This is a genomic window from Peribacillus sp. FSL P2-0133 (assembly GCF_037975445.1).
GTDB classification, from domain to species: Bacteria; Bacillota; Bacilli; order Bacillales; family DSM-1321; genus Peribacillus; species Peribacillus simplex_E.
In genome coordinates this window covers 5,163,634-5,186,463 of the sequence record NZ_CP150254.1, presented here as the reverse complement: position 1 = coordinate 5,186,463, position 22,830 = coordinate 5,163,634, and the positions used below count along the sequence as shown (strand labels likewise).

Annotated in this window: 21 protein-coding genes, 1 riboswitch and 1 other annotated feature; of the genes, 16 read left to right on the top strand and 5 right to left on the bottom strand. The window is 41.5% G+C overall.

Annotated elements, in window-relative coordinates; all coding sequences use genetic code 11:
• Positions 1-20: 20 nt before the first annotated feature.
• From MKY17_RS24950 to MKY17_RS24940, 3 genes are all read left to right on the top strand, one after another.
• On the top strand, positions 21-1,337 hold the full coding sequence (locus MKY17_RS24950; RefSeq protein ID WP_260399860.1) for a glycosyltransferase: 1,317 nt from the start codon (positions 21-23) through the stop codon (positions 1,335-1,337).
• Positions 1,338-1,378: 41 nt separating this feature from the next.
• Complete coding sequence (locus MKY17_RS24945) at positions 1,379-2,680, top strand: nucleotide sugar dehydrogenase (RefSeq protein ID WP_098369251.1); 1,302 nt, start codon at positions 1,379-1,381, stop codon at positions 2,678-2,680.
• A gap of 119 nt (positions 2,681-2,799) precedes the next feature.
• Positions 2,800-3,015 carry a hypothetical protein gene (locus tag MKY17_RS24940; protein ID WP_339201032.1) on the top strand — a complete coding sequence of 72 codons (216 nt, stop codon included), beginning with the start codon at positions 2,800-2,802 and terminating at the stop codon, positions 3,013-3,015.
• A gap of 232 nt (positions 3,016-3,247) precedes the next feature.
• Here the strand turns inward: MKY17_RS24940 and pckA are convergent, their stop codons facing one another.
• On the bottom strand, positions 3,248-4,834 hold the full coding sequence (gene pckA / locus MKY17_RS24935; RefSeq protein WP_098369252.1) for a phosphoenolpyruvate carboxykinase (ATP): 1,587 nt from the start codon (positions 4,832-4,834) through the stop codon (positions 3,248-3,250).
• Positions 4,835-5,264: 430 nt separating this feature from the next.
• Positions 5,265-5,426, top strand: a riboswitch (SAM riboswitch).
• Between the two features lie 163 nt (positions 5,427-5,589).
• Here pckA and metK point away from each other — a divergent pair.
• A complete protein-coding gene (gene metK / locus MKY17_RS24930) occupies positions 5,590-6,783 on the top strand; it encodes a methionine adenosyltransferase (protein ID WP_096340908.1) in 1,194 nt (397 codons plus the stop codon).
• Positions 6,784-7,312: 529 nt separating this feature from the next.
• On the opposite strand, the gene MKY17_RS24925 is transcribed toward metK, so the two are convergent.
• Positions 7,313-7,831 (bottom strand): gamma carbonic anhydrase family protein, encoded by a 519-nt coding sequence (locus MKY17_RS24925; RefSeq protein ID WP_053537396.1) that lies wholly within the window; start codon positions 7,829-7,831, stop codon positions 7,313-7,315.
• 210 nt (positions 7,832-8,041) lie between these two features.
• On the opposite strand from MKY17_RS24925, the gene MKY17_RS24920 reads away from it, so the two are divergent.
• On the top strand, positions 8,042-8,845 hold the full coding sequence (locus tag MKY17_RS24920; RefSeq protein WP_098369253.1) for an alpha/beta hydrolase: 804 nt from the start codon (positions 8,042-8,044) through the stop codon (positions 8,843-8,845).
• 70 nt (positions 8,846-8,915) lie between these two features.
• Here the strand turns inward: MKY17_RS24920 and MKY17_RS24915 are convergent, their stop codons facing one another.
• From MKY17_RS24915 to MKY17_RS24905, 3 genes are all read right to left on the bottom strand, one after another.
• A complete protein-coding gene (locus MKY17_RS24915; protein WP_098369254.1) occupies positions 8,916-9,311 on the bottom strand; it encodes a hypothetical protein in 396 nt (131 codons plus the stop codon).
• A gap of 138 nt (positions 9,312-9,449) precedes the next feature.
• The gene (locus tag MKY17_RS24910) at positions 9,450-10,022 is read right to left on the bottom strand and encodes a class I SAM-dependent methyltransferase (protein WP_141994996.1); all 573 of its coding nucleotides are present in this window, start codon (positions 10,020-10,022) and stop codon (positions 9,450-9,452) included.
• Complete coding sequence (locus MKY17_RS24905) at positions 10,019-10,978, bottom strand: TIGR01212 family radical SAM protein (protein WP_339201029.1); 960 nt, start codon at positions 10,976-10,978, stop codon at positions 10,019-10,021. The genes MKY17_RS24910 and MKY17_RS24905 overlap by 4 nt, the downstream gene beginning before the upstream one ends.
• Positions 10,979-11,146: 168 nt before the next feature.
• On the opposite strand from MKY17_RS24905, the gene MKY17_RS24900 reads away from it, so the two are divergent.
• The 11 genes from MKY17_RS24900 (at position 11,147) to MKY17_RS24850 (ending at position 22,638) form a co-directional block, all read left to right on the top strand.
• On the top strand, positions 11,147-11,653 hold the full coding sequence (locus tag MKY17_RS24900; protein WP_181762338.1) for an SMI1/KNR4 family protein: 507 nt from the start codon (positions 11,147-11,149) through the stop codon (positions 11,651-11,653).
• Between the two features lie 95 nt (positions 11,654-11,748).
• Positions 11,749-12,012, top strand: a complete 264-nt coding sequence (locus MKY17_RS24895; protein ID WP_098369258.1) for a DUF2524 family protein — start codon at positions 11,749-11,751, stop codon at positions 12,010-12,012.
• Positions 12,013-12,167: 155 nt separating this feature from the next.
• Positions 12,168-12,399 (top strand) — a binding site (T-box leader).
• A gap of 53 nt (positions 12,400-12,452) precedes the next feature.
• Entirely contained in the window at positions 12,453-14,867 is a 2,415-nt protein-coding gene (leuS, locus tag MKY17_RS24890; RefSeq protein WP_339201026.1) for a leucine--tRNA ligase, read from the top strand.
• Between the two features lie 327 nt (positions 14,868-15,194).
• A complete protein-coding gene (locus tag MKY17_RS24885; RefSeq protein ID WP_339201024.1) occupies positions 15,195-18,362 on the top strand; it encodes an Ig-like domain-containing protein in 3,168 nt (1,055 codons plus the stop codon).
• A 233-nt stretch (positions 18,363-18,595) separates the two neighbouring features.
• Positions 18,596-18,781 carry a hypothetical protein gene (locus MKY17_RS24880; RefSeq protein WP_339201023.1) on the top strand — a complete coding sequence of 62 codons (186 nt, stop codon included), beginning with the start codon at positions 18,596-18,598 and terminating at the stop codon, positions 18,779-18,781.
• Positions 18,778-19,080, top strand: a complete 303-nt coding sequence (locus MKY17_RS24875) for a DUF2712 domain-containing protein (protein ID WP_339201022.1) — start codon at positions 18,778-18,780, stop codon at positions 19,078-19,080. Before MKY17_RS24880 ends, MKY17_RS24875 begins: the two co-directional genes overlap by 4 nt.
• A gap of 70 nt (positions 19,081-19,150) precedes the next feature.
• On the top strand, positions 19,151-19,915 hold the full coding sequence (locus tag MKY17_RS24870) for a hypothetical protein (protein ID WP_098369261.1): 765 nt from the start codon (positions 19,151-19,153) through the stop codon (positions 19,913-19,915).
• Positions 19,905-20,636 (top strand): WxPxxD family membrane protein, encoded by a 732-nt coding sequence (locus MKY17_RS24865; RefSeq protein WP_339201021.1) that lies wholly within the window; start codon positions 19,905-19,907, stop codon positions 20,634-20,636. The genes MKY17_RS24870 and MKY17_RS24865 overlap by 11 nt, the downstream gene beginning before the upstream one ends.
• Entirely contained in the window at positions 20,629-21,351 is a 723-nt protein-coding gene (locus tag MKY17_RS24860; protein WP_339201020.1) for a DUF2705 family protein, read from the top strand. Before MKY17_RS24865 ends, MKY17_RS24860 begins: the two co-directional genes overlap by 8 nt.
• Before the next feature lie 11 nt (positions 21,352-21,362).
• Positions 21,363-22,004 carry an ABC transporter ATP-binding protein gene (locus tag MKY17_RS24855; protein WP_098369264.1) on the top strand — a complete coding sequence of 214 codons (642 nt, stop codon included), beginning with the start codon at positions 21,363-21,365 and terminating at the stop codon, positions 22,002-22,004.
• Positions 21,991-22,638 carry a hypothetical protein gene (locus MKY17_RS24850; protein WP_098369265.1) on the top strand — a complete coding sequence of 216 codons (648 nt, stop codon included), beginning with the start codon at positions 21,991-21,993 and terminating at the stop codon, positions 22,636-22,638. The genes MKY17_RS24855 and MKY17_RS24850 overlap by 14 nt, the downstream gene beginning before the upstream one ends.
• Positions 22,639-22,830 lie beyond the last annotated feature (192 nt).

Sequence of the window (22,830 nt, the reverse complement as noted above, 5' to 3'; positions counted from 1 at the left end):
ATCCGGAAGTGGAGGACAACATGGCGAAGAAAGTATGTATGTTCGTGTGGAATCACTTTACAAACGATGCGAGGGTCCTAAGAGAGTGCACAGCACTTACTGAAGCGGGTTATGAAGTCGATTTAATTGCCATTCATAACTGGAAGATCAAGGATTTGCCCAAAAAGGAGAAACACCAAAATGGTTTCTCCGTCACTAGGGTGAATAACCGCTGGGAGGCTCTTCATAGGATTCTCAGGATCGTAGGCAAATTGAAGAAAAAGAAATTTGAAATCGTTCTATTGGCCTTATTGGTCTGGAATACGTTGTGGAACTTGAACTTGATCAACGGCTGGCTGGGATCGGGAATACTGTTCGGTTCCCTTGCACTCCTTGCGATGGGCACCATGATCATCACTAAAACGAAGCTGCCGACCCTATTAACAAGGAGCTATATTTTTGGTCAAATGATCTATCATGGCCGGAAAAGGAAATATGATTTTTATCATTCGAATGACTTGAATACTCTCATGCAGGGAGCGATCAGCAGTAAATGGTTGAGAAGAAAAAAGCTGATTTATGACTCGCATGAGGTACAAACGAGCAGAACGGGATATAATAGCCGAATTTACGGGATGATGGAGAAATTCCTATTAATGTTCGTCGATGAAATGATTGCCGAAAACCATACGAGAGCTAAGTATAACGAAGACTTATATGGTCTGTATCCCAAGGTGGTCCATAACTACCCGATTCCAACCAATCCTGAGGAAAGTACGGCAGTGAATTTGCATGAGCTGCTCGATTTGCCAGAGAATGAACCGATATTGTTATACCAAGGCGGCGTGCAAATGGGAAGAGGGCTAGAGCAATTGGTTGATGCTGTACCGATGATCGAAGGCGGGACGGTAGTTTTTATCGGGGATGGAAGGATCAAGGACGAATTAATGAAAAAAGTAAGCGACATGAATCTGGAGCATCGTGTTAAGTTCCTGCCGAAGGTTCCGGTCGATGAGCTGCTCCATTATACAAAAAATGCGTATTTAGGTTTTCAGATATTGAATAATGTCTGCTTTAATCACTACTCCGCATCTTCAAATAAATTGTTTGAATACATGATGAGCGGTGTGCCTGTGGTTGCCTGCAGCTTTCCTGAAATTCAAAAGGTTGTCGATACGGAAAAAATCGGTGTGTGTGTCGATTCACATGATCCAAAATCAATTGCCGAAGGCGTCAATTACTTATTGAAACATCCTGAAAAAAGGGCGGAAATGAGCAATAACTGCCTGAAGGCACGACAAAAATACAATTGGAAACAAGAGAAGGAAATCTTTATCGAAATCTATCAAACAGCCTAACAAATGTGAGTGTAGCAGAAAAATAGATAGGAGTGGTTTATATGAAACTTTGTACAATCGGACTTGGTTATATAGGACTTCCGACTTCTTTAATGTTTGCGAAACACGGTGTCGATGTTGTCGGCGTGGATATCCATCCTGAGATTATTTCCAATTTGAATAGCGGCAGGCTCCATATTGAAGAACCAGGTTTGGAAGAGGTATTGCAAGAAGTGCTTATTTCCAATAAGTTCCGAGCTGCGTTAAGCCCGGAACATGCGGATGTTTTCATTATCGCGGTGCCTACACCAAATAAAAAGGACATACACCAATCTTGTGATTTAACTCATGTCATGGATGCAACCTCCAACATTCTTCCTTTTATCAAAAAAGGGAATGTCATCATTATCGAATCGACGATTGCACCAAGAAGCATGGATGATCATATTAAACCGATGATCGAGAGGACGGGCCTTACCATCGGAAAAGACATTTTCCTCGTTCATTGCCCGGAACGTGTTTTACCTGGAAGGATTCTTGAAGAGTTGGTTCATAATAACCGTATCGTCGGGGGCATCACGGAAACATGCTCATATAAAGGAAGTCTTGTTTATAAAACCTTCGTTCAAGGGGAGATCATTCAGACGGATGCGAAAACGGCTGAAATGTCCAAACTGATGGAAAACACCTTCAGGGATGTCAATATCGCCCTTGCGAATGAGCTGACGAAAATCTGTTTCGAGCTGGACATCAATGTTTTGGATGTCATATCGATGGCAAACAAACACCCTCGTGTCAATATACACCAACCTGGGCCAGGCGTTGGCGGCCATTGTTTAGCGGTCGATCCATATTTTGTCGTTGCAAAGGCACCAGAGTATGCGAGAATCATTAAATTGGCCCGTGATACCAACGTATCGATGCCTTATTACATCGTTAATTCCGTAAGGATGATGCTAGAGGGGATCCGGAAGCCAAAAGTAGCTGTTTTCGGTCTTGCGTACAAGGGAAATGTAGATGATATTCGTGAAAGTCCCGCCATTGATGTCGTCAATATCTTGATGGGGATGGACAACATGGATGTAGCCTTGCATGACCCTCATGTCCAATCCGGAAAGATGCCAGTCGTATCTGTGGAAGACGCTGTAAATGATGCCGACTTGATACTTGTCCTGACTGACCATGATGAATTTAAACAGATGGATTATGATAAGCTATCGAATCTCATGAGCAATAAATTGATATTGGATACACGCAATTGCATTGATGCAACTAAAACAGATGTCCCGGTGGCCAACCTGGGCAATATATATCAATACAAAACGATGTCCATGAAAAAAGCCAGGAATAAAGCGATCATCTAAAAACTTGGACAAACATCGTTAATGGAATAAGGATAAAGGGGGCGCTGACTATGACAGTGCCCTTTTTCCAATGAAGAAAAGGACCATGCAAGAGCTTGGTCCTTTCAAACTGTAGAAACGTGCCAGTTGGTTTCAGAAATCAGCTTCCTTTCCGCCGAGACTGTCCGTCTGCCAAGCCTCTCGCAGCGGGCTCTGGCGGGGTCTCGGCAAGCCCGTTATTCGACCGCAGACGCCGTCTTTCGCCATATACGGCATTAATCGACCGCAGATGCCGTCTTTCGTCATATACGGCATTAATCGACCGCAGACGCCGTCTTTCGCCATATACGGCATAATCCGACCGCAGACGCCGTCTTTTCGCCATATACGGCATTAATCGAACGCAGATGCCGTTTTACGCCCTGACCAGCACTATATTCGACCGTATACGCCATTTTTCGCCCTACTTGGCTTAAAACCATGAAGAAAAACATACTCTTGTTTTAAAATCAATATTCGGGAAGAGACATTTCCTGTCGACAAACAGAAAGGACCAAGCAAGAGCTTGGTCCTTTTGTGTAAAATTTATTAAGCTGTCGGTCCGCCAAGTTCCTCGATTTCACTTGGAACGCTTTTGAATTTCTTGAAGTTTGCACGGAATTGAGCGGCAAGGTCTGTTGCTGCTTCTTTATAAGCTGCAGGATCTGCCCAAGTCTTGATTGGTTGAAGCACTTCATCAGGAACACCAGGAACATGAAGCGGGATATCCAAACCGAAGATATCATCTTTGATCGTTTCGATGTTCGCTAATTCACCTTCAAGTGCAGCTTGTACCATTGCACGAGTGTAAGCAAGTTTCATACGGCTTCCAGTTCCGTATGCACCGCCAGTCCATCCAGTGTTGACAAGGTATACCTTTGCATTGTGCTCGTCAATTTTATCACCAAGCATCTCAGCATAGCGTGTAGCTGGAAGCGGTAAGAATGGTGAACCGAAGCAAGTGGAGAATGTAGCTTCCGGTGAAGTTACGCCTCTTTCAGTACCAGCCAATTTACTAGTGTATCCGCTTAGGAAGTGGAACATTGCCTGTTCTTTGGAAAGCTTGCTGATTGGAGGCAGAACGCCTGAAGCATCAGCTGTCAAGAAAATGATTGTATTTGGGTGTCCTGCAATACTTGGGTTCACGATGTTATCGATCGCTTGCATTTGGTAAGCAGCACGAGTGTTTTCAGTCAATGAACTGTCATCATAGTTCGCTTCACGTGTATCCGGATCAACAACAACATTTTCCAGTACGGCACCGAAACGGATCGCATCGAAAATTTGTGGTTCTTTTTCACGTGAAAGGTTGATCGTTTTAGCATAGCAGCCGCCTTCGATATTGAATACGCCGTTAGAAGACCAGCCGTGCTCGTCATCGCCAATCAGTTTACGGCTAGTGTCTGCAGACAAAGTCGTTTTGCCTGTACCGGACAGTCCGAAGAATAAAGCGACGTCCCCTTCACGTCCTACGTTAGCAGAGCAATGCATTGGAAGGATTCCAGCCTCTGGAAGTAAGTAGTTCATGATCGAGAAGATCGATTTTTTCATTTCTCCTGCATATTCCGTTCCGCCGATCAGGATGGTACGGCGTTCAAATGAAACGATGATGAAAGTTTCGGATGCAGTTCCATCAACTTCCGGGTCTGCTTTGAAGTTAGGTGCAGAAAGGATTGTGAATTCAGCTTCGTGACCTCTCAGTTCCTCTTCGTTTGGACGGATGAACAACGTATGGGCGAAAAGGTTATGCCAAGCATATTCATTAATAACACGGATAGGAAGACGTGATGATTCGTCTGCACCAGCGAAACCTTTAAAAACAAAAATCTCTTCTTTTGCTTTTAGGTAGTCAACTACTTTATTATATAGTTTATTGAACACATCTTCGGAAATTGGCTGGTTCACTGAACCCCAATCGATTTTATCTTTAACTGATGCTTCTTCAACGATATATTTATCTTTAGGTGAACGACCTGTATATTTGCCAGTTTCAGCTTTTACCGCACCGGTTGAAGTTAGAACGCCTTCATTTCTGCTTAATACTTTTTCGACCAATTGAGGAACTGAAAGTTGAGTTTGCACATTGTTTCCTGTTAATAATTGGTGTAACTCATTAGAAACGTCTACAGAATTCATATATGAGATACCTTCCTTTGTTTAAGTTTTTAGATTACAATTAGTATAACACATTCATCTAATTAGTCTATACTATTTCTTTTAATTTGTGATTATTTTCAGTTGGTTGCGTTAATCATTTTAATCCGGCAGGAACCGATTCAGGATAATCGCATAAACTTTCATGAAGAAAATTTTATTTTAATAGGAAGTAAGTAAGCAATATATGTCTAAAGGGAAAGTCAGGATGTCGTTTCTTTTCGGATGCTCTTTACATTATTATTAATGGCAATTTACAACATTTCTATTCGTATTTTGCATTGTAAACCCTTCTAGGACGTTGTATCAACATGTTTTTTCAAATGAACGCCATTCTGGGTGGAAATGTTCTTTTTAGAAAAGCATTGACAAGTTCCAGCCAGATACGATAATATCTTAAATTGTACGGATTCTCTTATCCCGAGTTGGTGGAGGGACAGGCCCTTTGAAACCCAGCAACCTGCCATATTGAACTTGACTCCAAGATCGATCGCCGAAAATAAAGCGAAGGTCTTCAAGGAATAGTGGTGATGGTGCTAACCTGAGCAAGGTAAAAACCCTTGAACGATAAGAGTGAAAGGATAGAAGACAGAATGTTAAACCTTTCCTCATTTGCCAGGGAAGGTTTTTGTGTTTTTTATAAGTAATTCTGTGTCTATAGTTGAAACTAATGAGGGAAACGAGTTCCGTAAAAATCAGGCTTTTGCCTGCAACATACTAACTTCCAAGGAGGAAATATGATGTCAAAGAAACGTCTATTTACTTCTGAATCTGTTACAGAGGGCCATCCGGACAAAATTTGTGACCAGATTTCAGATTCCATTTTAGATGCTATCCTAGCTAAGGATGCAAATGCACGTGTTGCGTGTGAAACTAGCGTAACTACAGGTCTTGTACTTGTTGCTGGTGAAATTACAACGTCCGCTTACGTGGATATTCCGCGTATCGTTCGTGATACGATTAAAGGAATTGGCTATACACGTGCGAAATACGGTTTCGATGCTGAAACTTGTGCCGTGTTAAGTTCCATTGATGAGCAGTCTGCCGATATCGCAGCTGGTGTCGATAAAGCATTGGAAGCTCGTGAAGGAAACATGTCAGAGGAAGAAATCGATGCAATCGGTGCAGGGGACCAAGGTCTTATGTTCGGATTTGCTTGTAATGAAACAGAAGAGCTTATGCCGCTTCCGATTTCATTGGCACATAAACTTTCATTCCGCTTAGCACAAGTTCGTAAAGATGAAACTCTTGCTTACTTACGCCCTGATGGTAAAACACAGGTAACTGTGGAATATGATGAAAATAACGTTCCTGTACGTGTAGATACGATCGTTATCTCTACACAACATGATGCAGAAATTACGCTTGAACAAATTCAAGCCGATCTAAAAGAACATGTAATCAAAGCAGTCGTTCCAGCTGAATTGATCGATGCCGATACTAAGTACTTCATCAACCCGACTGGCCGTTTCGTAATTGGCGGACCTCAAGGAGATGCTGGTCTTACTGGACGTAAAATCATCGTTGATACTTACGGCGGATACGCTCGTCACGGCGGCGGTGCATTCTCTGGTAAGGATGCTACTAAAGTTGACCGTTCTGCTGCATACGCTGCTCGTTACGTTGCGAAAAACATCGTGGCAGCCGGCCTTGCCGACAAAGCTGAAGTTCAATTGGCATACGCAATTGGTGTGGCAGAGCCAGTATCTATCTCAATTGATACGTTCGGAACTGGTACAGTTAGCGAAGAAGTCCTTGTTGACCTAGTTCGCGCTAACTTCGACCTTCGTCCAGCAGGTATCATCAAAATGCTTGACCTTCGTCGCCCGATCTACAAACAAACAGCTGCCTACGGACACTTTGGCCGTACAGATGTAGATCTTCCATGGGAACGCACGGACAAAGCAGAAACATTAAAAGCTCAAGCGTAATCCATATAAAAAAGGTGTCCCGCAATTAGCGGGGCACCTTTTTTATGGATTGATTTTGCCTTCACCGGGAATAATTCAAGAAATCCCAAAGAAATTCAACTTACGTGCAATACGCCGTGAGTAAGGGGCATTTACAAGTTTGTTTGGGTCAACTACGAGTGAGTTAGAGCGGTTTACTCTTGAGTTAGAGCGGTTTACTCGTGAATTAGAGCCATTTACTCGTGAGTTAGAGTAGTTTACTCGTGAGTTTGTAGCAATTACTCGTGAGTTAGAGCGGTTTACTCGTGAATTAGAGCCATTTACTCGTGAGTTTGTAGCTTTACTCGTGAATTAGAGCCGTTTACTCGTGAGTTAGAGTAGTTTATTCGTGAGTTTTTAGCCTTACTCGTGAATTAGAGCCATTTACTCGTGAGTTAGAGCGGTTTACTCGTGAGTTTGTAGCAATTACTCGTGAATTAGAGCGGTTTACTCGTGAGTTTGGAACGTTTACTCGTGAGTTTCAGTACAATACTCGTAACTTTCAGTCAATTCATTTTATTCGTTCGGCCGTTTTATAGTATTGGCCTTTTTCGGCGTATTCACGTACGATGCGTTCCATATCCTGGCGATCTTCTTCGTTGATTTCGCGAATGACTTTAGCTGGACGTCCGAATGCCAACATGTTCGGTGGTATGACTTTACCTTGGGGAACGAGACTGCCGGCACCGATGAAGGCCCCTTCGCCGATTTCGGCTTCATCTAGTACGATCGATCCCATGCCAATCAAAGCTCCTTTGCGGATTTTACAGCTATGTAAAATGACCTGATGGCCAATGGTTACTTCATCCTCGATGATCAATGGATTATTTGGGCTTTGGTGCAGGATGCTGTTATCCTGTATACTGACCTTTTTCCCAATGATGGTTGGGGATACATCACCGCGAATGACGGAATTGAACCAAATGGATGTTTCGTCGCCGATTTTGACGTCACCTGTCACGACAGCATTTTCAGCAATATAAGCGCTTTCAGCGATTTCAGGTTCTTTGCCTTTATACGGATAAATAATCATTTTCAATCATTTCCTTTCCGAAGTGAATGTTTTTATGTATTATTTTAATATACCGTATGCAAATACACTTGGCTATTTATAATAGCAATGTACAACTTGTTAGATTTCTTTTTTGTCGAAAATCACGAATATGGTTATAATTTATATATATTATTTTGACTATCATGGATCGTATACATCAAGTGAAAAGTGAAAGGGGGATTTCGTATGTGGAAATGGGAGACAGAAGGAGACGCAAAGGGCGTTATTGTCATCATTCATGGGGCAATGGAACATCACGGACGTTATAAGTGGGTAACACAAATGTGGCTTTCAGCTGGATACCATGTCGTCATGGGCGACCTTCCTGGGCAGGGTATGACAACTCGCGCCTACCGGGGACATATCGATTCCTTTGATGAGTATTTGGACGAAGTGAAAAGCTGGATAGAAGAGGCTTACGAATATTCGTTGCCGGTCTTTTTACTTGGACACAGCATGGGCGGTTTGATTTCGATACGCCTTCTTCAGGAAGAGGAATGGGACATTGCAGGGGTGATTCTTTCATCTCCATGCTTGGGCCTCGTGACGAAGCCGCGGAAGTTCCTTACAACCATCTCGCATGGTTTGAACATCATGATGCCTATGTTCAGGGTAGATTCCGGATTGACACCTGAAATGGCGACGAGGAGTGCGGAAGTTCGTGAATCCGATAGAAACGATACATTATATATCACAAAGGTTTCGATTCGTTGGTATCGGGAGCTTGCACAGGCCATGAAGGATGCTTTTGAAGAGATTCCTGAATTTCAGGATGTGCCGCTTTTGGTCATGCAGGGCGGAGATGACCGAATCGTGAATAAGAAGGCGGTTCGTGAGTGGTTTAATTATAACTTGGCCAGTGAAAAGCAATATAAGGAATGGCCGAAGCTTTATCATGAAATCTTCAATGAACCAGAGCGTGATGATGTATTTCAATATGCGCTGAGTTTTGTTGAGAACCGTTTAAAGATATTAGGGTATGTCGTTTGATCAGTACATACTGTCACGATAAATGAAAAAGCTGCCGAAGTTAGATCTCGGCAGCTTGTTTTTATTTGGTTCAGCCTGCGTTTTTAAGCATTTCGTTCGATTTGATGACCGGTGCCCAGAAAGTAACCGGATACATAAATTGGTTTAAATGTGTAAGTTCTTTTTTATTGGATAATGCGGTCGATAGAAGATAAATGGATTTGAAGGTCAAGTCATTGGCGAATAGGTCCAAAAGCGTCGCTTTCATATTCATGATTGCTTCATGGTTTTGGGTGGAAATCATTAAATCGAGCTGTGGCAGGAACTTATCAAAATGATGATCGAATTGTTTGAGGTCCTCCATGGTTTTTTGTTTTTCTGTCAACGAGTTAAGCGAGCTGACAAAATTCCCGTATTGCTCACTTGAATCCCTTTTGATTTTTTCAGTCAGTATATCCGTCAGTATTGAAGTAGGCAAATGTTCCATCTTCTGCACCCTCTTATCTATTTTCTATCATTATAATCATTATAGACGAAAAATTCAAAAAGTTATGATTGGTAATTCTGCTGCCTGCGTGGTGGGATTGAAAAAACACCGTTCGTATTGAACGGTGTCAAAAGTCTTTCATCTCTTTTCAATCGCGACAATGAATGGCGGATTGTTTGCTTGGTTGATGAACCCGTATTTCAGGATATGGGCTTTTTGTTGAGGGAAGTTCTCTACATAATCCATCAATGCATCCCGTTCTTCCGATCCCCCCGGATGACCATGGTAAATGACGAGGATGATGATGCCTTCAGGTGCCAGCAGTTCGAACAGCTGTTCAATGGCTGATATCGTCGTATCGGCTTGGGTGATGATTGATTTGTCTCCGCCAGGAAGGTAGCCTAGGTTGAAAATGGCACCTGTGATCTTTCCGGAATGTTCTTTCCTGATGTATTTGCTTATATGTTCATGCCCATCGTGAATGAGGGTGCAGCGCTCTTGTAAATTCTCCGCGTTCAGTTTCGCCGCTGTGGTTTGGATCGCTTCTTTCTGAATATCAAAACTATAGACATGTCCGTTTACACCTGTAAGCCCTGCAAGAAAGGCCGTATCAAAACCGTTGCCCATCGTGCCATCTATGGTTATATCCCCGGGGCGGACCGCTTTTTCCAGCAGAATCCTGGCGAATGGCAAAATTCGATCAAGCTTCATGATTGTACCTCCGTGTGATGATTTTTTCCCTGCCAGCTATTGCGGCGTTTCAATTCGGCGTCAATGGCATTCAAGACATCCCATTTATTAACGCTCCACATTGGACCGATCATCAAATCGATCGGACCGTCACCCGTAATGCGGTGAACGATCATTTCTGGAGGGATTATTTCGAGCTGGTCACATACCAGGCTGACATAATCGTCACGGTCAAGAAACTCGAGCATGCCCTTTTCATATTGTTTGACCATCGGTGTTCCTTTTAATAGATGAAGTAAATGGATTTTTATCCCCTGCACATCGAGTTTGGCAACTTCACGGGCTGTTTCCATCATCATGCCGTAATCTTCCTGAGGAAGGCCATTGATGATATGGGAGCATATGCGGATGCCGTGTTTGCGCAGTTTATCGACGCCTTCTTTGTAGCAATCGAAGTCATGGGCACGGTTGATCATCGTTGCGGTCTTTTCATGAACCGTCTGGAGACCAAGCTCCACCCAAAGGTAGGTGCGTTCGTTCAATTCCGCTAAATACTCGACTACATCATCTGGAAGGCAATCCGGGCGTGTCGCGATCGAGAGTCCGACGACACCTTCCTGGGTCAATACACTTTCATATTTCTCGCGAAGCTCTGCCACGGGTGCATGCGTATTCGTGAACGCTTGGAAATAGGCCATATATTTTCCATCTTTCCATTTATGATGCATCCGTTCGCTGATCTTCTTAAACTGGACGTCGAGGGGTTCAACCCTGTTGCCCGCAAAGTCACCAGAGCCTGAGGCACTGCAGAAGGTACAGCCGCCATGTGCGACGGTGCCATCACGGTTCGGACAGTCAAAACCGCCATCCAGGGCAACTTTAAAGACCTTATGTCCAAAATGTTCCCTCAGGTGGTAATTCCATGTATGATATCGTTTGTTATCCGTTGCATATATAAACGGGTTTGCTTGATTCAAATCAGCAACCTCCTAAATAAAATAAAGCGCAACATATATTATACAACATTCTCGCAGCTAGGTCTTTTTTTGAAAAATAAGCGTATACTGTATACTTGAAGGCTAAACATTTTGCTGCTATTTCCAGTATATCTTTGAATGACTATATCCAATCGGGAGCTGATGGACATGACCGGTCAAGTTGAAGAAGCAATTAATCAAATGAAAAAGAAATTAGCCGAAAATAATCAGGTGATCGAAGTAAATGAAGATGGGTTCATATACAAAGCCACTTGCACCTTCAATTCACCTGCTTCGGATGAACAAATTCATTCCTTTGAAAAGAAAACCGGACTGCTTCTGCCCGAGGATTATAAGGAGTTTTTAAAAATAACCAATGGATGCCGTCTGTTCGATAATGTGGAATCGGGTGGGGAAAATGATTTATACAGTCTGGATGATATTATTAATTACACATATGAAAATTCCTACGAGGGATGCTATAAAGTGGCCTGCATTTATCAAGATAATATCGTCATCGATGGGGAAGCCGTCGCTAAAGGCGATAAGGAGTATTTAATGGTAAAAGGCCATATCGATGATTTTGAAGAAGGCGAGAAACTCCATATGGGCTTTGCCGAATGGATCGAGCGGTTCATTTCACATCAAGGGGAAAAGTTTTGGGATAAAGGATGATTGCTCAAAAAAAATGATAATCCACTCGTTAATTGCTCAAACTAATGAAGATGATTCCGAATCATCCAAATGAGACGCGAAGGAGAGGGTTTGTAATGGCAACCAGACAATCCGTCGATCATTTTTTAGAGCAATGTGAAGGAGCTCTCCATTTTGCAGAGTATGAATTTAACGAAGCCTCACGGCAGGAGCATTATGATGATGAACAATTTCAAAATTCGCAGAGGTATATCGAAGAGGCATTGACGGATATGGAACGATTATACAACAGCGCTAATGCCCAACAACGGGATATGCTTACTCGGATGCAGCAGCAGTTGAATGAATTGAGGAATGAAATGATTTTACTGCGACATTAAAGGGAAGCAAGGGAGCTATGAATGAATAGCTCCCTTTTTTTGCACAATTTTTCTTGAATTCGCATATATAATGAAAAACCTGTCGATAATGTTTATGTACGGCTATTGCAATTATCGGTGAAATTGACTAGAATGAAATAAAATGCAATATTCTCATAAAGACTATGATGAGGAATAGTAGCGGTTTAAACCAGTAAAGAGAGTTGACGGGTGGTGCAAGTCAACCTGGGATGGTCGTGAACTCGCCTTGGAGTCCCGGGTGTGAAGGTGAAAAGTAATGCCTGGCGTTTCAATCCATGTTACGGATGTTTTAAGCTGGGCGGATTTTAGCTATCGCCAATGTGGGTGGTACCGCGGGAAGATATACATAATCCTCTCGTCCCTATTTTGGGATGAGGGGTTTTTTATTGTTTTTTATACGGAAATTAGGAGGAAATCATATGAGTTTTGACCATAGAAGCATAGAAACGAAATGGCAAAAGTATTGGGAAGGCAATAAGACATTCAAAACGGGTGAAGAAAGCGGCAAACGCAAATTCTACGCCCTGGATATGTTCCCGTATCCTTCAGGGGCCGGTCTTCATGTAGGGCACCCGGAAGGTTATACGGCAAGCGATATCCTGGCACGGATGAAACGGGCGCAGGGGTATAATGTATTGCACCCGATCGGCTGGGACGCTTTTGGACTTCCTGCAGAGCAATATGCGATCGATACGGGAAATGATCCGGCTGAATTCACGGAGCACAACATCAACACGTTCCGCCGCCAAATCAAAGCCCTTGGTTTTTCTTATGACTGGGATCGCGAAATAAACACGACAGATCCCGACTATTACAAATGGACGCAATGGATCTTCTTGAAATTATATGAAAAGGGCCTTGCATATATTGATGAAGTGGCCGTTAACTGGTGTCCGGCACTTGGCACGGTATTGGCTAACGAAGAAGTCATCGATGGGAAAAGTGAACGTGGGGGCCATCCGGTCGAGCGCCGTCCGATGAAACAGTGGATGCTTCGTATCACGGCGTATGCGGACCGCTTAATCGATGATCTGAATGATGTGGATTGGCCGGAAAACATCAAGGATATGCAGCGTAACTGGATTGGCCGTTCTGAGGGAGCGGAGGTTACATTCAATATCGATGGCTTCGATGAATCATTCACGGTGTTCACGACTCGTCCGGATACGTTATTCGGTGCAACATATGCCGTATTGGCACCTGAACATCAGTTTGTCGATAAAATTACGACGGCTGATCAAAGGGCGGCAGTTGAAGCCTATTTAGATGAAGTGAAACATAAAAGCGACTTGGAAAGAACAGACTTGGCAAAGGATAAATCAGGCGTGTTCACGGGGGCTTATGCCATTAACCCGGTAAACGGCGAAAAAATGCCGATCTGGATTGCCGATTACGTGTTGATCAGCTACGGAACAGGAGCAATCATGGCCGTTCCTGCCCATGATGAGCGTGATTATGAATTTGCAGTCAAGTTCGACTTGCCAATCAAGGAAGTCGTAGCTGGCGGAGACGTTACAAGTGAAGCATATACAGGCGATGGACTTCATGTGAATTCGGAATTCCTTGATGGATTGAATAAAGAAGAAGCCATTACGACCATGATCAAATGGCTGGAAGAAAAAGAAATCGGAACGAAGAAAATAACATACCGCCTTCGCGATTGGTTATTCAGCCGTCAGCGTTACTGGGGTGAACCGATTCCAATCATCCATTGGGAAGACGGCACGATGTCTCCAGTGAAGGAAGAAGATCTTCCGCTGATTTTACCGAAAGCTACGGACATCAAGCCTTCAGGTACAGGCGAATCACCACTTGCGAACATATCGGAATGGGTGAATGTAACGGATGAAAACGGACGAAAAGGGCGCCGTGAGACAAACACGATGCCACAGTGGGCAGGCAGCAGCTGGTACTTCCTACGTTATATCGATCCGGACAACAAGGAAGCACTTGCAGATCCTGAAAAATTAAAAGAATGGATGCCGGTCGACATTTATATCGGCGGCGCCGAGCATGCGGTGCTTCACTTGCTTTACGCTCGTTTCTGGCATAAATTCCTGTATGATATCGGTGTCGTGCCAACGAAGGAACCATTCCAAAACCTATTCAACCAAGGAATGATCCTTGGCGAGAATAATGAAAAAATGAGTAAATCCAAAGGGAATGTCGTGAACCCGGATGATATCGTTGAAAGCCATGGTGCCGATACACTTCGCATGTACGAAATGTTCATGGGGCCATTGGATGCTTCGATTGCCTGGTCCACAAACGGATTGGACGGTTCTCGCAGATTCCTTGACCGTATCTGGCGTTTATTGGTCAACGATGACGGTACGATCACAGATAAGATGACAGAGACGGATGACACGGGCAAGCTCGAAAAAGTCTATCATCAAACGGTTAAAAAAGTGACCGAGAACTATGAGGAATTGAAATTCAATACGGCGATTTCACAATTGATGGTATTCATTAATGATGCTTATAAAGCGGATTCGCTTCCTAAAGTATATGTCGAAGGCTTCGTAAAACTGCTTGCACCAGTTGCACCGCACATCGCCGAGGAAATTTGGTCTAAACTGGACCATTCCGAAAGCATCACATACGGAACATGGCCGGCTTTCGACGAAGCGAAGTTAGTGGATAACGAAGTCGAAATCGTCATCCAAATCAACGGAAAAGTCAAAGCGAAATTAATGGTGCCGACTGACACTACGAAAGAAAAACTGGAAGAAATCGCGATGGGTGATGATTCCATCAAAGAACAAATCGATGGGAAAACCATTCGTAAAGTGATTGCCGTACCAGGCAAATTAGTCAATATCGTCGCAAACTAAATAAAAATGATTGCAAGCTGTCCCGCATATTTTAACTGCTGGGGCAGCTTTTTTTTCGCAGTCATTGGCCGGCCATTAGGAAATAGGTCATGTTAGGATTTCCACCGATTTGAATCTATCAGATGTTGGCAACGACTATCGTCATGAGATGACCATCGGAACTCAAATATCTTGCTTAATTGGTACATGTGAATCATTTTTTGGCTTGATGGACAAATAAATCAAGCATTTGACATAAAAAAGGGAAAAAATTGGTTGATAAAATTTTACAGTGTGATAGTTTGGTATAGTACTGTTATTTTTTAACCAATTATTGGAGGGGAAACCGTGAAATTTAAGAATGTGAGTCGAATTACGGCGTGTGTACTAATTTTTGCACTGATTTTCAGCTTGATGGTACCGCTAAATTCTCAAGCTGCACCTGCAACACCCATTGAAAATGTAAAAACGATCAAAAATGGGGACACTCTGGACGGAAAGTTTGAAAAACCGGATGTTCAATGGTATCAAATCAGTCCCACAACAGAAGAAATACAAAAGTTCTCCCATATTGAGTTCGAAGTCAATTCGGACAAAATCTTGAATATCTCCGTATATCAAGATAAAGAAAAAGCAGAAAAAGATGAGAGCAATTATATTGTCTCTTCTTATCCTGATGAAAAAGCTGTAATCGATTTCCCATATGCTTGGGAAGGCACATATTATGTTAAAGTTGAATATTTCGGCGATACGGATGATGAGGGAAATCCGATCCCGGATGCGGAAAATGTAGCTGAATACTCCATCAATGCGCATTCAGTAACATTGCCACCATCTGCCGGGGACGAAGGGGAGGATCTCGAATCATGCCCGGTTGAAGTGAGTGTAAACGATAAGAAAACGGGAGAATCCATGTTGAAAACACTCCGCGTGTTTAGAGATGAGGTTCTCACGAAGTCGCCTGAGGGACGTACCCTTTCCTCTTTATACTATAAAGCTTCGCCATTCCTGGCTCTTCATCTTGCCGGGAATAAAACGGCAAGGGAAGCCGTTTATAATCACTTAGTCGAGGTTAAGCCCCTTATTGAGGATCTTAATGAAAATGGAGCAAGCAGTACGGCAGTCATTAGCAACAAGCAGCAAGAAGCAATTAAGGCCTTATTCAAAAAGTCGACAGACGTCGCTCCAGCCGGATTGAAAAAGGATATGGAAGCCATTGCAAAGAAAGTCAATCTTGATAAGCTTGCAGGTGAAAGAATCGTCGACATCGCAAGCAAAGCGGGAATCGAACTTCCGGCTTCGAAAAATGTAAAGAACAAATATATCGTCAAACTTAAACCAGGGAAGTCATTAAGCGCTGTCCAATCCAAGGTAAGTGGAAAAGGATATGGAACATTATCGGCACCTAAGCAACAAGAGGTTCTGTATGATGATATGTATGTAGTAGAGTTAAAGAACCAAGCTAAAATGAGCACAGCAGCACTATCCGGTATCGAAAAACTTCCAGAAGTGGAATATATCGAACCGGTAAAAACGTACAAAGCATTTTCTGCCGACATACAATCACCGTATCAATGGTCTTTAGATAATGCCGGTGGGGAAGAAGGCATAAAGGGAGCGGACATCGATAACGAAAAACTGCAGAACCTTATTAAGAAACGTAATTTAAAAGATACATTGGTAGCGGTCATCGACACAGGTGTCGATGATTCACTTGCAGATCTACAGGGTGTCGTTGAAATGGAGTCAGGTAAGAACTTCATCGATAAGAAAGAAAAAGCAATCGATGACAATGGCCATGGTACACATGTATCCGGAATCATCGCTGCCAAAGCGGATAATGGATATTCCATGCAAGGAATCAATCCAGTAGCTAAAATCATGCCTGTGAAGGTCTTGGACTCTTCAGGATTTGGAGACAATGAGAAAATTGCACTAGGCATTAAATATGCCGTGGATCATGGTGCAAAGGTCATAAACCTTAGCTTGGGCGGAGAATATAGCAGGACGATTGAATATGCCTTGAAACATGCCGCTGCCAAGAATGTAATGGTTGTCGTAGCAAGCGGTAATGATGGGATGGATGGTCTTTCTTATCCTGCATCATCTAAATACGCCATATCCGTCGGTGCAACCAATGCTCTTGATTTAGTATCCGATTATTCCAATTATGGATCGAAATTGGACATGGTCGCTCCAGGGACAGGCATCCCGAGCCTTGTGCCTAATGGGAATGTTACCTATATGGATGGTACATCAATGGCAACTCCCCATGTTGCGGCAGCTACAGCTCTGTTATTATCCGGAAACCCTGGGTTGAAAGTGAATGAAGTAAGGGAAATCCTTCATGAGACATCGGAATATGTCGCTTTTGAAGAAGAAGATAATGTAGACCCTTATGAGGACTATCAACCAGAAGATGGAGAAATCATAATCCCGGAAGAAGAACTGCCTGTCGGAAAAGATTTAGTATCTGGATATGGAAGGCTTAATGCGTACAGTGCTCTTAGCGCCGTGGATTTACAAGCTAAAGTCAATCTTGTGATGGATACGCAAACAAAACTGACTGGTTCAGCTAAAAAAGGTTCAGTAATCGAAGTGAAAAGCGGAAACAAAACGCTCGGTAAAGGAACGGCGGCAGCTAATGGAACGTTTACCGTTAGTATTCCGGTCCAAAAAGCTGCGCAGCTGCTTACTGTGAATATCTCTGATTCTTCCAAACTAGCAGTATCTTCAATCAAAGTATACGTGAATAAGGGTGCAACCCCTAACAAACCAACTGTTAAAGCTTTGAGTGACAAAGATACGTATGTAACGGGTCAATCGCAAGCGGACATGAAAATCACGATCAAAAATAGCGCAAAAAAAGTGATTGGTTCAGGTAACACGGACAGCAAAGGGAATTTCAAAGTGAAAATCAGCAAGCAAAAGGCTGGCACAAAACTTTCAGTCACAGCTACAGACTTAGCAAAACGTGAAAGCAAGGCGGCAACCGTGACTGTTCTCGATAAAACAGCCCCAGATGCACCGAAAGTGAATGAAGTAAGCGATAAAGCTACTTCAGTAACTGGTAAAGCGGAAATCGGTTCAACCGTTACCGTGAAATACAACAATAAAAACGTCGGAACGGCAACCGCTGATAAAAAGGGGAACTTCTCCATTAAAATCAGCAAGAAAAAAGCAGGGTCCGCATTATATGCCTCAGCAAAAGACAAAGCGGGCAATACAGGAAAAGCAGCAAAAGTAACGGTTAAAGATAAAACCGCTCCAGGTGCACCGAAAGTGAATGAAGTAAACGACAAAGCAACAAAAGTAACTGGTAAAGCGGAAATCGGTTCAAGCGTAACCGTGAAGTACAGCAATAAAAACATCGGAACGGCAAAAGCTGACAGTAAGGGGAACTTCTCCATCAAAATCAGCAAGAAAAAAGCAGGATCCGCATTATACGTCTCAGCAAAAGACAAAGCGGGCAATACAGGAAAAGCAACAAAAGTAACCGTTAAAAAATCTAAATAGCAGTGAAGGCCGTTTAACTTACATGTTAAACGGCTTTTTTTATGGGAAAACGAATGAAAACACCGCTCGATGATGAGCGGTGTTTTTACCATGCTTTGTTTAAGAGTATTCATCTGTGCATTGTCACTCCCATGATTTCAGATCTGGTGTTTCGCGTTTTAATTCTGAAACTTCACATACTCGCCGTTCTTATATCATTAATCTGTTCAATAATAAATTTCAGGAGGAATTTTATGGGAAAAGTAAGAGTAATAGCATTAGGTACTATTTTAGCTTGCTCAATCGGGTTAGGAACGCTTTCAGTTGAGGCTGGGAATGAGAATACGAATTATTCATTTACGATTCTGAAAGATCAAGCAAACTGTACACAGGCACAGAGTATCGCCAAACGACTACAGAACGGAATACATGGAAGGTGAGAATGTATAAATCAACAGAAGGAACTAATACGGTAACGACGTATTGGCTCGAAAAAAGCAACGGCACGAACGTATCTCCTTCAGTGAAAGTTACAGCTGGTAGCGGCGGTTTAAATAGTGGGCGCAATCATTATGTTAAAGGCAATGCAGGTGCGAATGCCGCTAATGTTAGGTTAACGGCTGAGAATAATAATGTAAGTTCTAGCAGCTATTCCGTAAACGGATATTGGGATGAGGAGACAGGGAGAATATTACCTGGACAGTATAAAGAATCTTACACCACGGAATATAATAAATAAAAAATGATGAATATGGTGAAGCCACCTTGGATGATTGTTGATTCATGGTGGCCTTATAAAGGGAGACAAAATGAATAGTTATTATTATCGATTAACAAATAATAAAAAAACAAAGTTCATCGTTTTATGTATTGTGGCGATTGTTATTATTGATATTTTTATTTTGATCGGCAATGTTTCAGAGTCATGGATCATGCCCCATCTAGCCACTTTTTTAGCGGCAAGTTCATTAGGTCATATGATGCAAATACTACTAATCTGGTTTTTGCCCATTTTTCTATTGATCATGTGCGCCGACAGCTATATTCAAGACTATAAAACAGGCTACCGTTATATCGTAGCGACCACAAAAGGGCGATATTCTTATTATAAAACGATGTTATTAGGAAATATGTCATTTTCCTTTTTAGTGATGGTTGGTTGCTTATTATTTAATATGCTCATTGCATATATGGTTTTCATGAATGGTGAATTTGACACTGGGTTGACCCCAGATTTATTCCCGGAAAATCCTTTATACACACTCGCCAACAAAATGCCTGCTGTCAGTAATGTGGTTTATATCATCATTTTTGGTTTTTTCACTAGTTTATGCGCAGGGATGGCTACTGTCCTTAGTTGGTGTTTTCCGGATATAAAGTATACGTATCCGTTAAGCTTTGTTATTTGGTTTTCACAAATTTTAGGACTGAATTATTCATTAGCAATGATCATCCAACCGTTTAACGAAGTGACCTTGGAAGCTTTCATTTTTATTTTCTTTAAATCTACCATCCTTTTTTTAGCGATTATCACGGTCGGGTTCATTTATAAGGTGAAAAGTGATGAAGTCTAATCCAAAAAAAGTGTATGTATTCAGGCTGCTTTTACTGTTATTTGGATGTTTATGGATGATCTATAATATTCATTATTTGAAAATAAAGCAACTAGACCCATCGTATCCATTGATCATTGATGTAAGTGCGAGTGTAGATGGCTATCTCTCAATTAAAAATTTACTGATCACATATATTATTCCTTTGTTACTATTTTATCGCTTTTTTATTGAAGATGAGCATCCACACATTATCGTTCGCTTAAAATCAAGAATCGACATGTACCGGAGACGGACTATCCAAGTTTTTATAAGTTCGTTTATCTTTGCGTTCAGCATTTTATTGATTAATTTCGCAGCTGTTTTCTTATTCGATAGATTTCACTTTATTTCATCAAATTATTGGAACCTATGCCTTCTTAATCTAGCACTATTAACGTGTATTTATTTCTCGATTGGAATGCTTTATTATTTTATTTTTGATTATTCCAATTTAATCATAGCGATGGCAGGAACCTTTTGTATATGTTTTCTCTTATATATGATGAAGAGTCAGCTAAATATTGCTTGGGGCCCTGCCAGCGCCGCAAATGTTATCGATCCTTTATTAAGCAGCGGAATTACAGGATATTATTCGCTAATCATGATTGGAAAAGAGTTATTGCTATCAATTGTAATGATTTTACTTGGGCTATTTGCGATCGAGAAAAAAGATTTCATGTTTGGTGTTTCTGATGACTAAACGAATTTTCTTAACCATGTTGATCGTAATATTGTTACAAATTTTATTATTTCATTATTTTGATGGCTCTAAAGCCGATCTTACGGGATATATGATCGTTAGCGGAGTTCCGATCAGTAATAAATTTGTTGTATTGGGAACATGGTATATGTTCTTTGCTGGATTGAGTTTTTTATCGTTAGGTTATTTGCGGCAGTATATTTCCGGTTATGGAATATACCTGATGATTAGGGAAAAAAGCAAGGTGAAACTTGGGTTTAGAAGAATCGGGAACTTAATGATCCTTATATCTGGGTTATCTTTAATCCAACTTCTTTTCTCTATCGTATTCGCTTATATAAATAATGTGGGTGAGGCATTTTTTTATGATGATTTCCAATCATTTATTTGTATAGCAGGTCTGTATATTATGTCCAATATTGTCCTTATTTTTATTCAAATGGCACTCGAACTACATTTTGCGGAGGAAGTATCCTTATTACTGATAAATGTTTATGTGCTTTTTTCGGTCACTTTAGGCGGAGTTCTTTTATCAGTACAAAAGCTGACGTGGATTTTATATTTTTTGATTCCCAATTTCGGAATGTATGAAAGGGTGCATTTACCTGAAGTAGGTGGATTATCGCTGGCACTTGCATATATGGTTTTAACCATAATAACAATCATTTTATGTGTTTTATCATTTATACGATTAAAGAAAATGGATTTAACTTAATGAGGTGCACAATGACAAAAATACAAATTAGCTCTTTAAATAAACGGATGAAGAAGAAGACGCTCTTACATGATATTAATTATGAGTTTAGCGGCGGGAAAATATATGGTTTGTATGGAAGAAATGGCTCTGGAAAAACGATGCTGCTTAGAGCGATTGCAGGGTTAATCATGCCCAGCTCAGGTGAAATTTCGATAGATGAAAAAATCCTTCATAAGGAAATCTCATATCCTGCTAATATTAGTGTCATTATTGAAAACACGTCCCTGCTTCACCAGTATGACGCCTATACAAATCTAAAAATTTTAGCAAAAATCAGGAACATCGCGACTGATGAGGATATCAAAATGGCGATAAAAAGAGTCGGCCTTGATCCGGATTCAAAAATGAAGACAGGAAAATTTTCGTTAGGAATGAAACAACGTCTAAGCGTCGCCCAAGCGATATTTGAAAAACCGGATATTTTATTATTGGATGAACCAACAAATGCAATCGATGAAGAAGGCGTCATTCAAGTCTATCAAATCTTGAAAGAGGAGAAAGAACGCGGGGCACTCATCATTTTGACAAGTCATCATAAACAGGATTTAGAAATGTTAGCGGATGAATATATAAACATGGATAATGGAGGAATCGTTCTTGACTCTAAATAAAAGAATGGCAGCATTAAGCTTACTCGTATTAGTAGGCGGATTCCTTATATATAAAGTGTACTTTGTTTCATCAGCAGTTAGTGCCGATAATAGAAATACGGAAAATAATGCAGCATCCTATAAGGTTTTGGAATCACAAAAAATCATTGTCGGTAAAGGTATCGATCCAGGCTATTATGATATCAAAGCCCTCGATAATGAAACGGAATTTTTTGGTGATAAAATGCACAAAAATGCCGTTTTACATGCAGAGCCCTTTCATATGAATGAAAATTTCTCGATTAAAGGAAAAATGGAATTCAGGCCTTCTGAATTTGAAAAACTAGAGAATAAGGATCAAAAAATCATCATTAAAAATCCTGGTCATTATGTGGTCGGTACAGAAATACAAGCGGGGAATTATGTACTATCAAGGACAAACGACAAAATCCGAGTGTTTGTCGATATAAAAGATGAAACGGAAACCGAAAGTTTGCAAACCATTCAATGGGAAATAGATGAAAAAGTAAAAAGGCCAATCGAAATTGAACTGAAGAATGGGTATATCATATATATTGATAAAACGGGAAAAGATGGTTATATATCAAATGAGAGTGACCTGTTATTGGAGAGAAATAATGAGGATAGTGAGTAATTTAATGGGATTAAATACTTCAGAAAATATTAGGAATCCAGCTCAAAAATGGCGGATTCCTTTTTTAAAATGCATATACCTATGACGAGATTTTCGAGGGTCCATATATCCGCCGTTTATTTGATGTCCGAGAGAGCTTGCAATGACTACTGCTGCAAAGAGGAGGATGATTTTCTTCAATTAAATATCTTC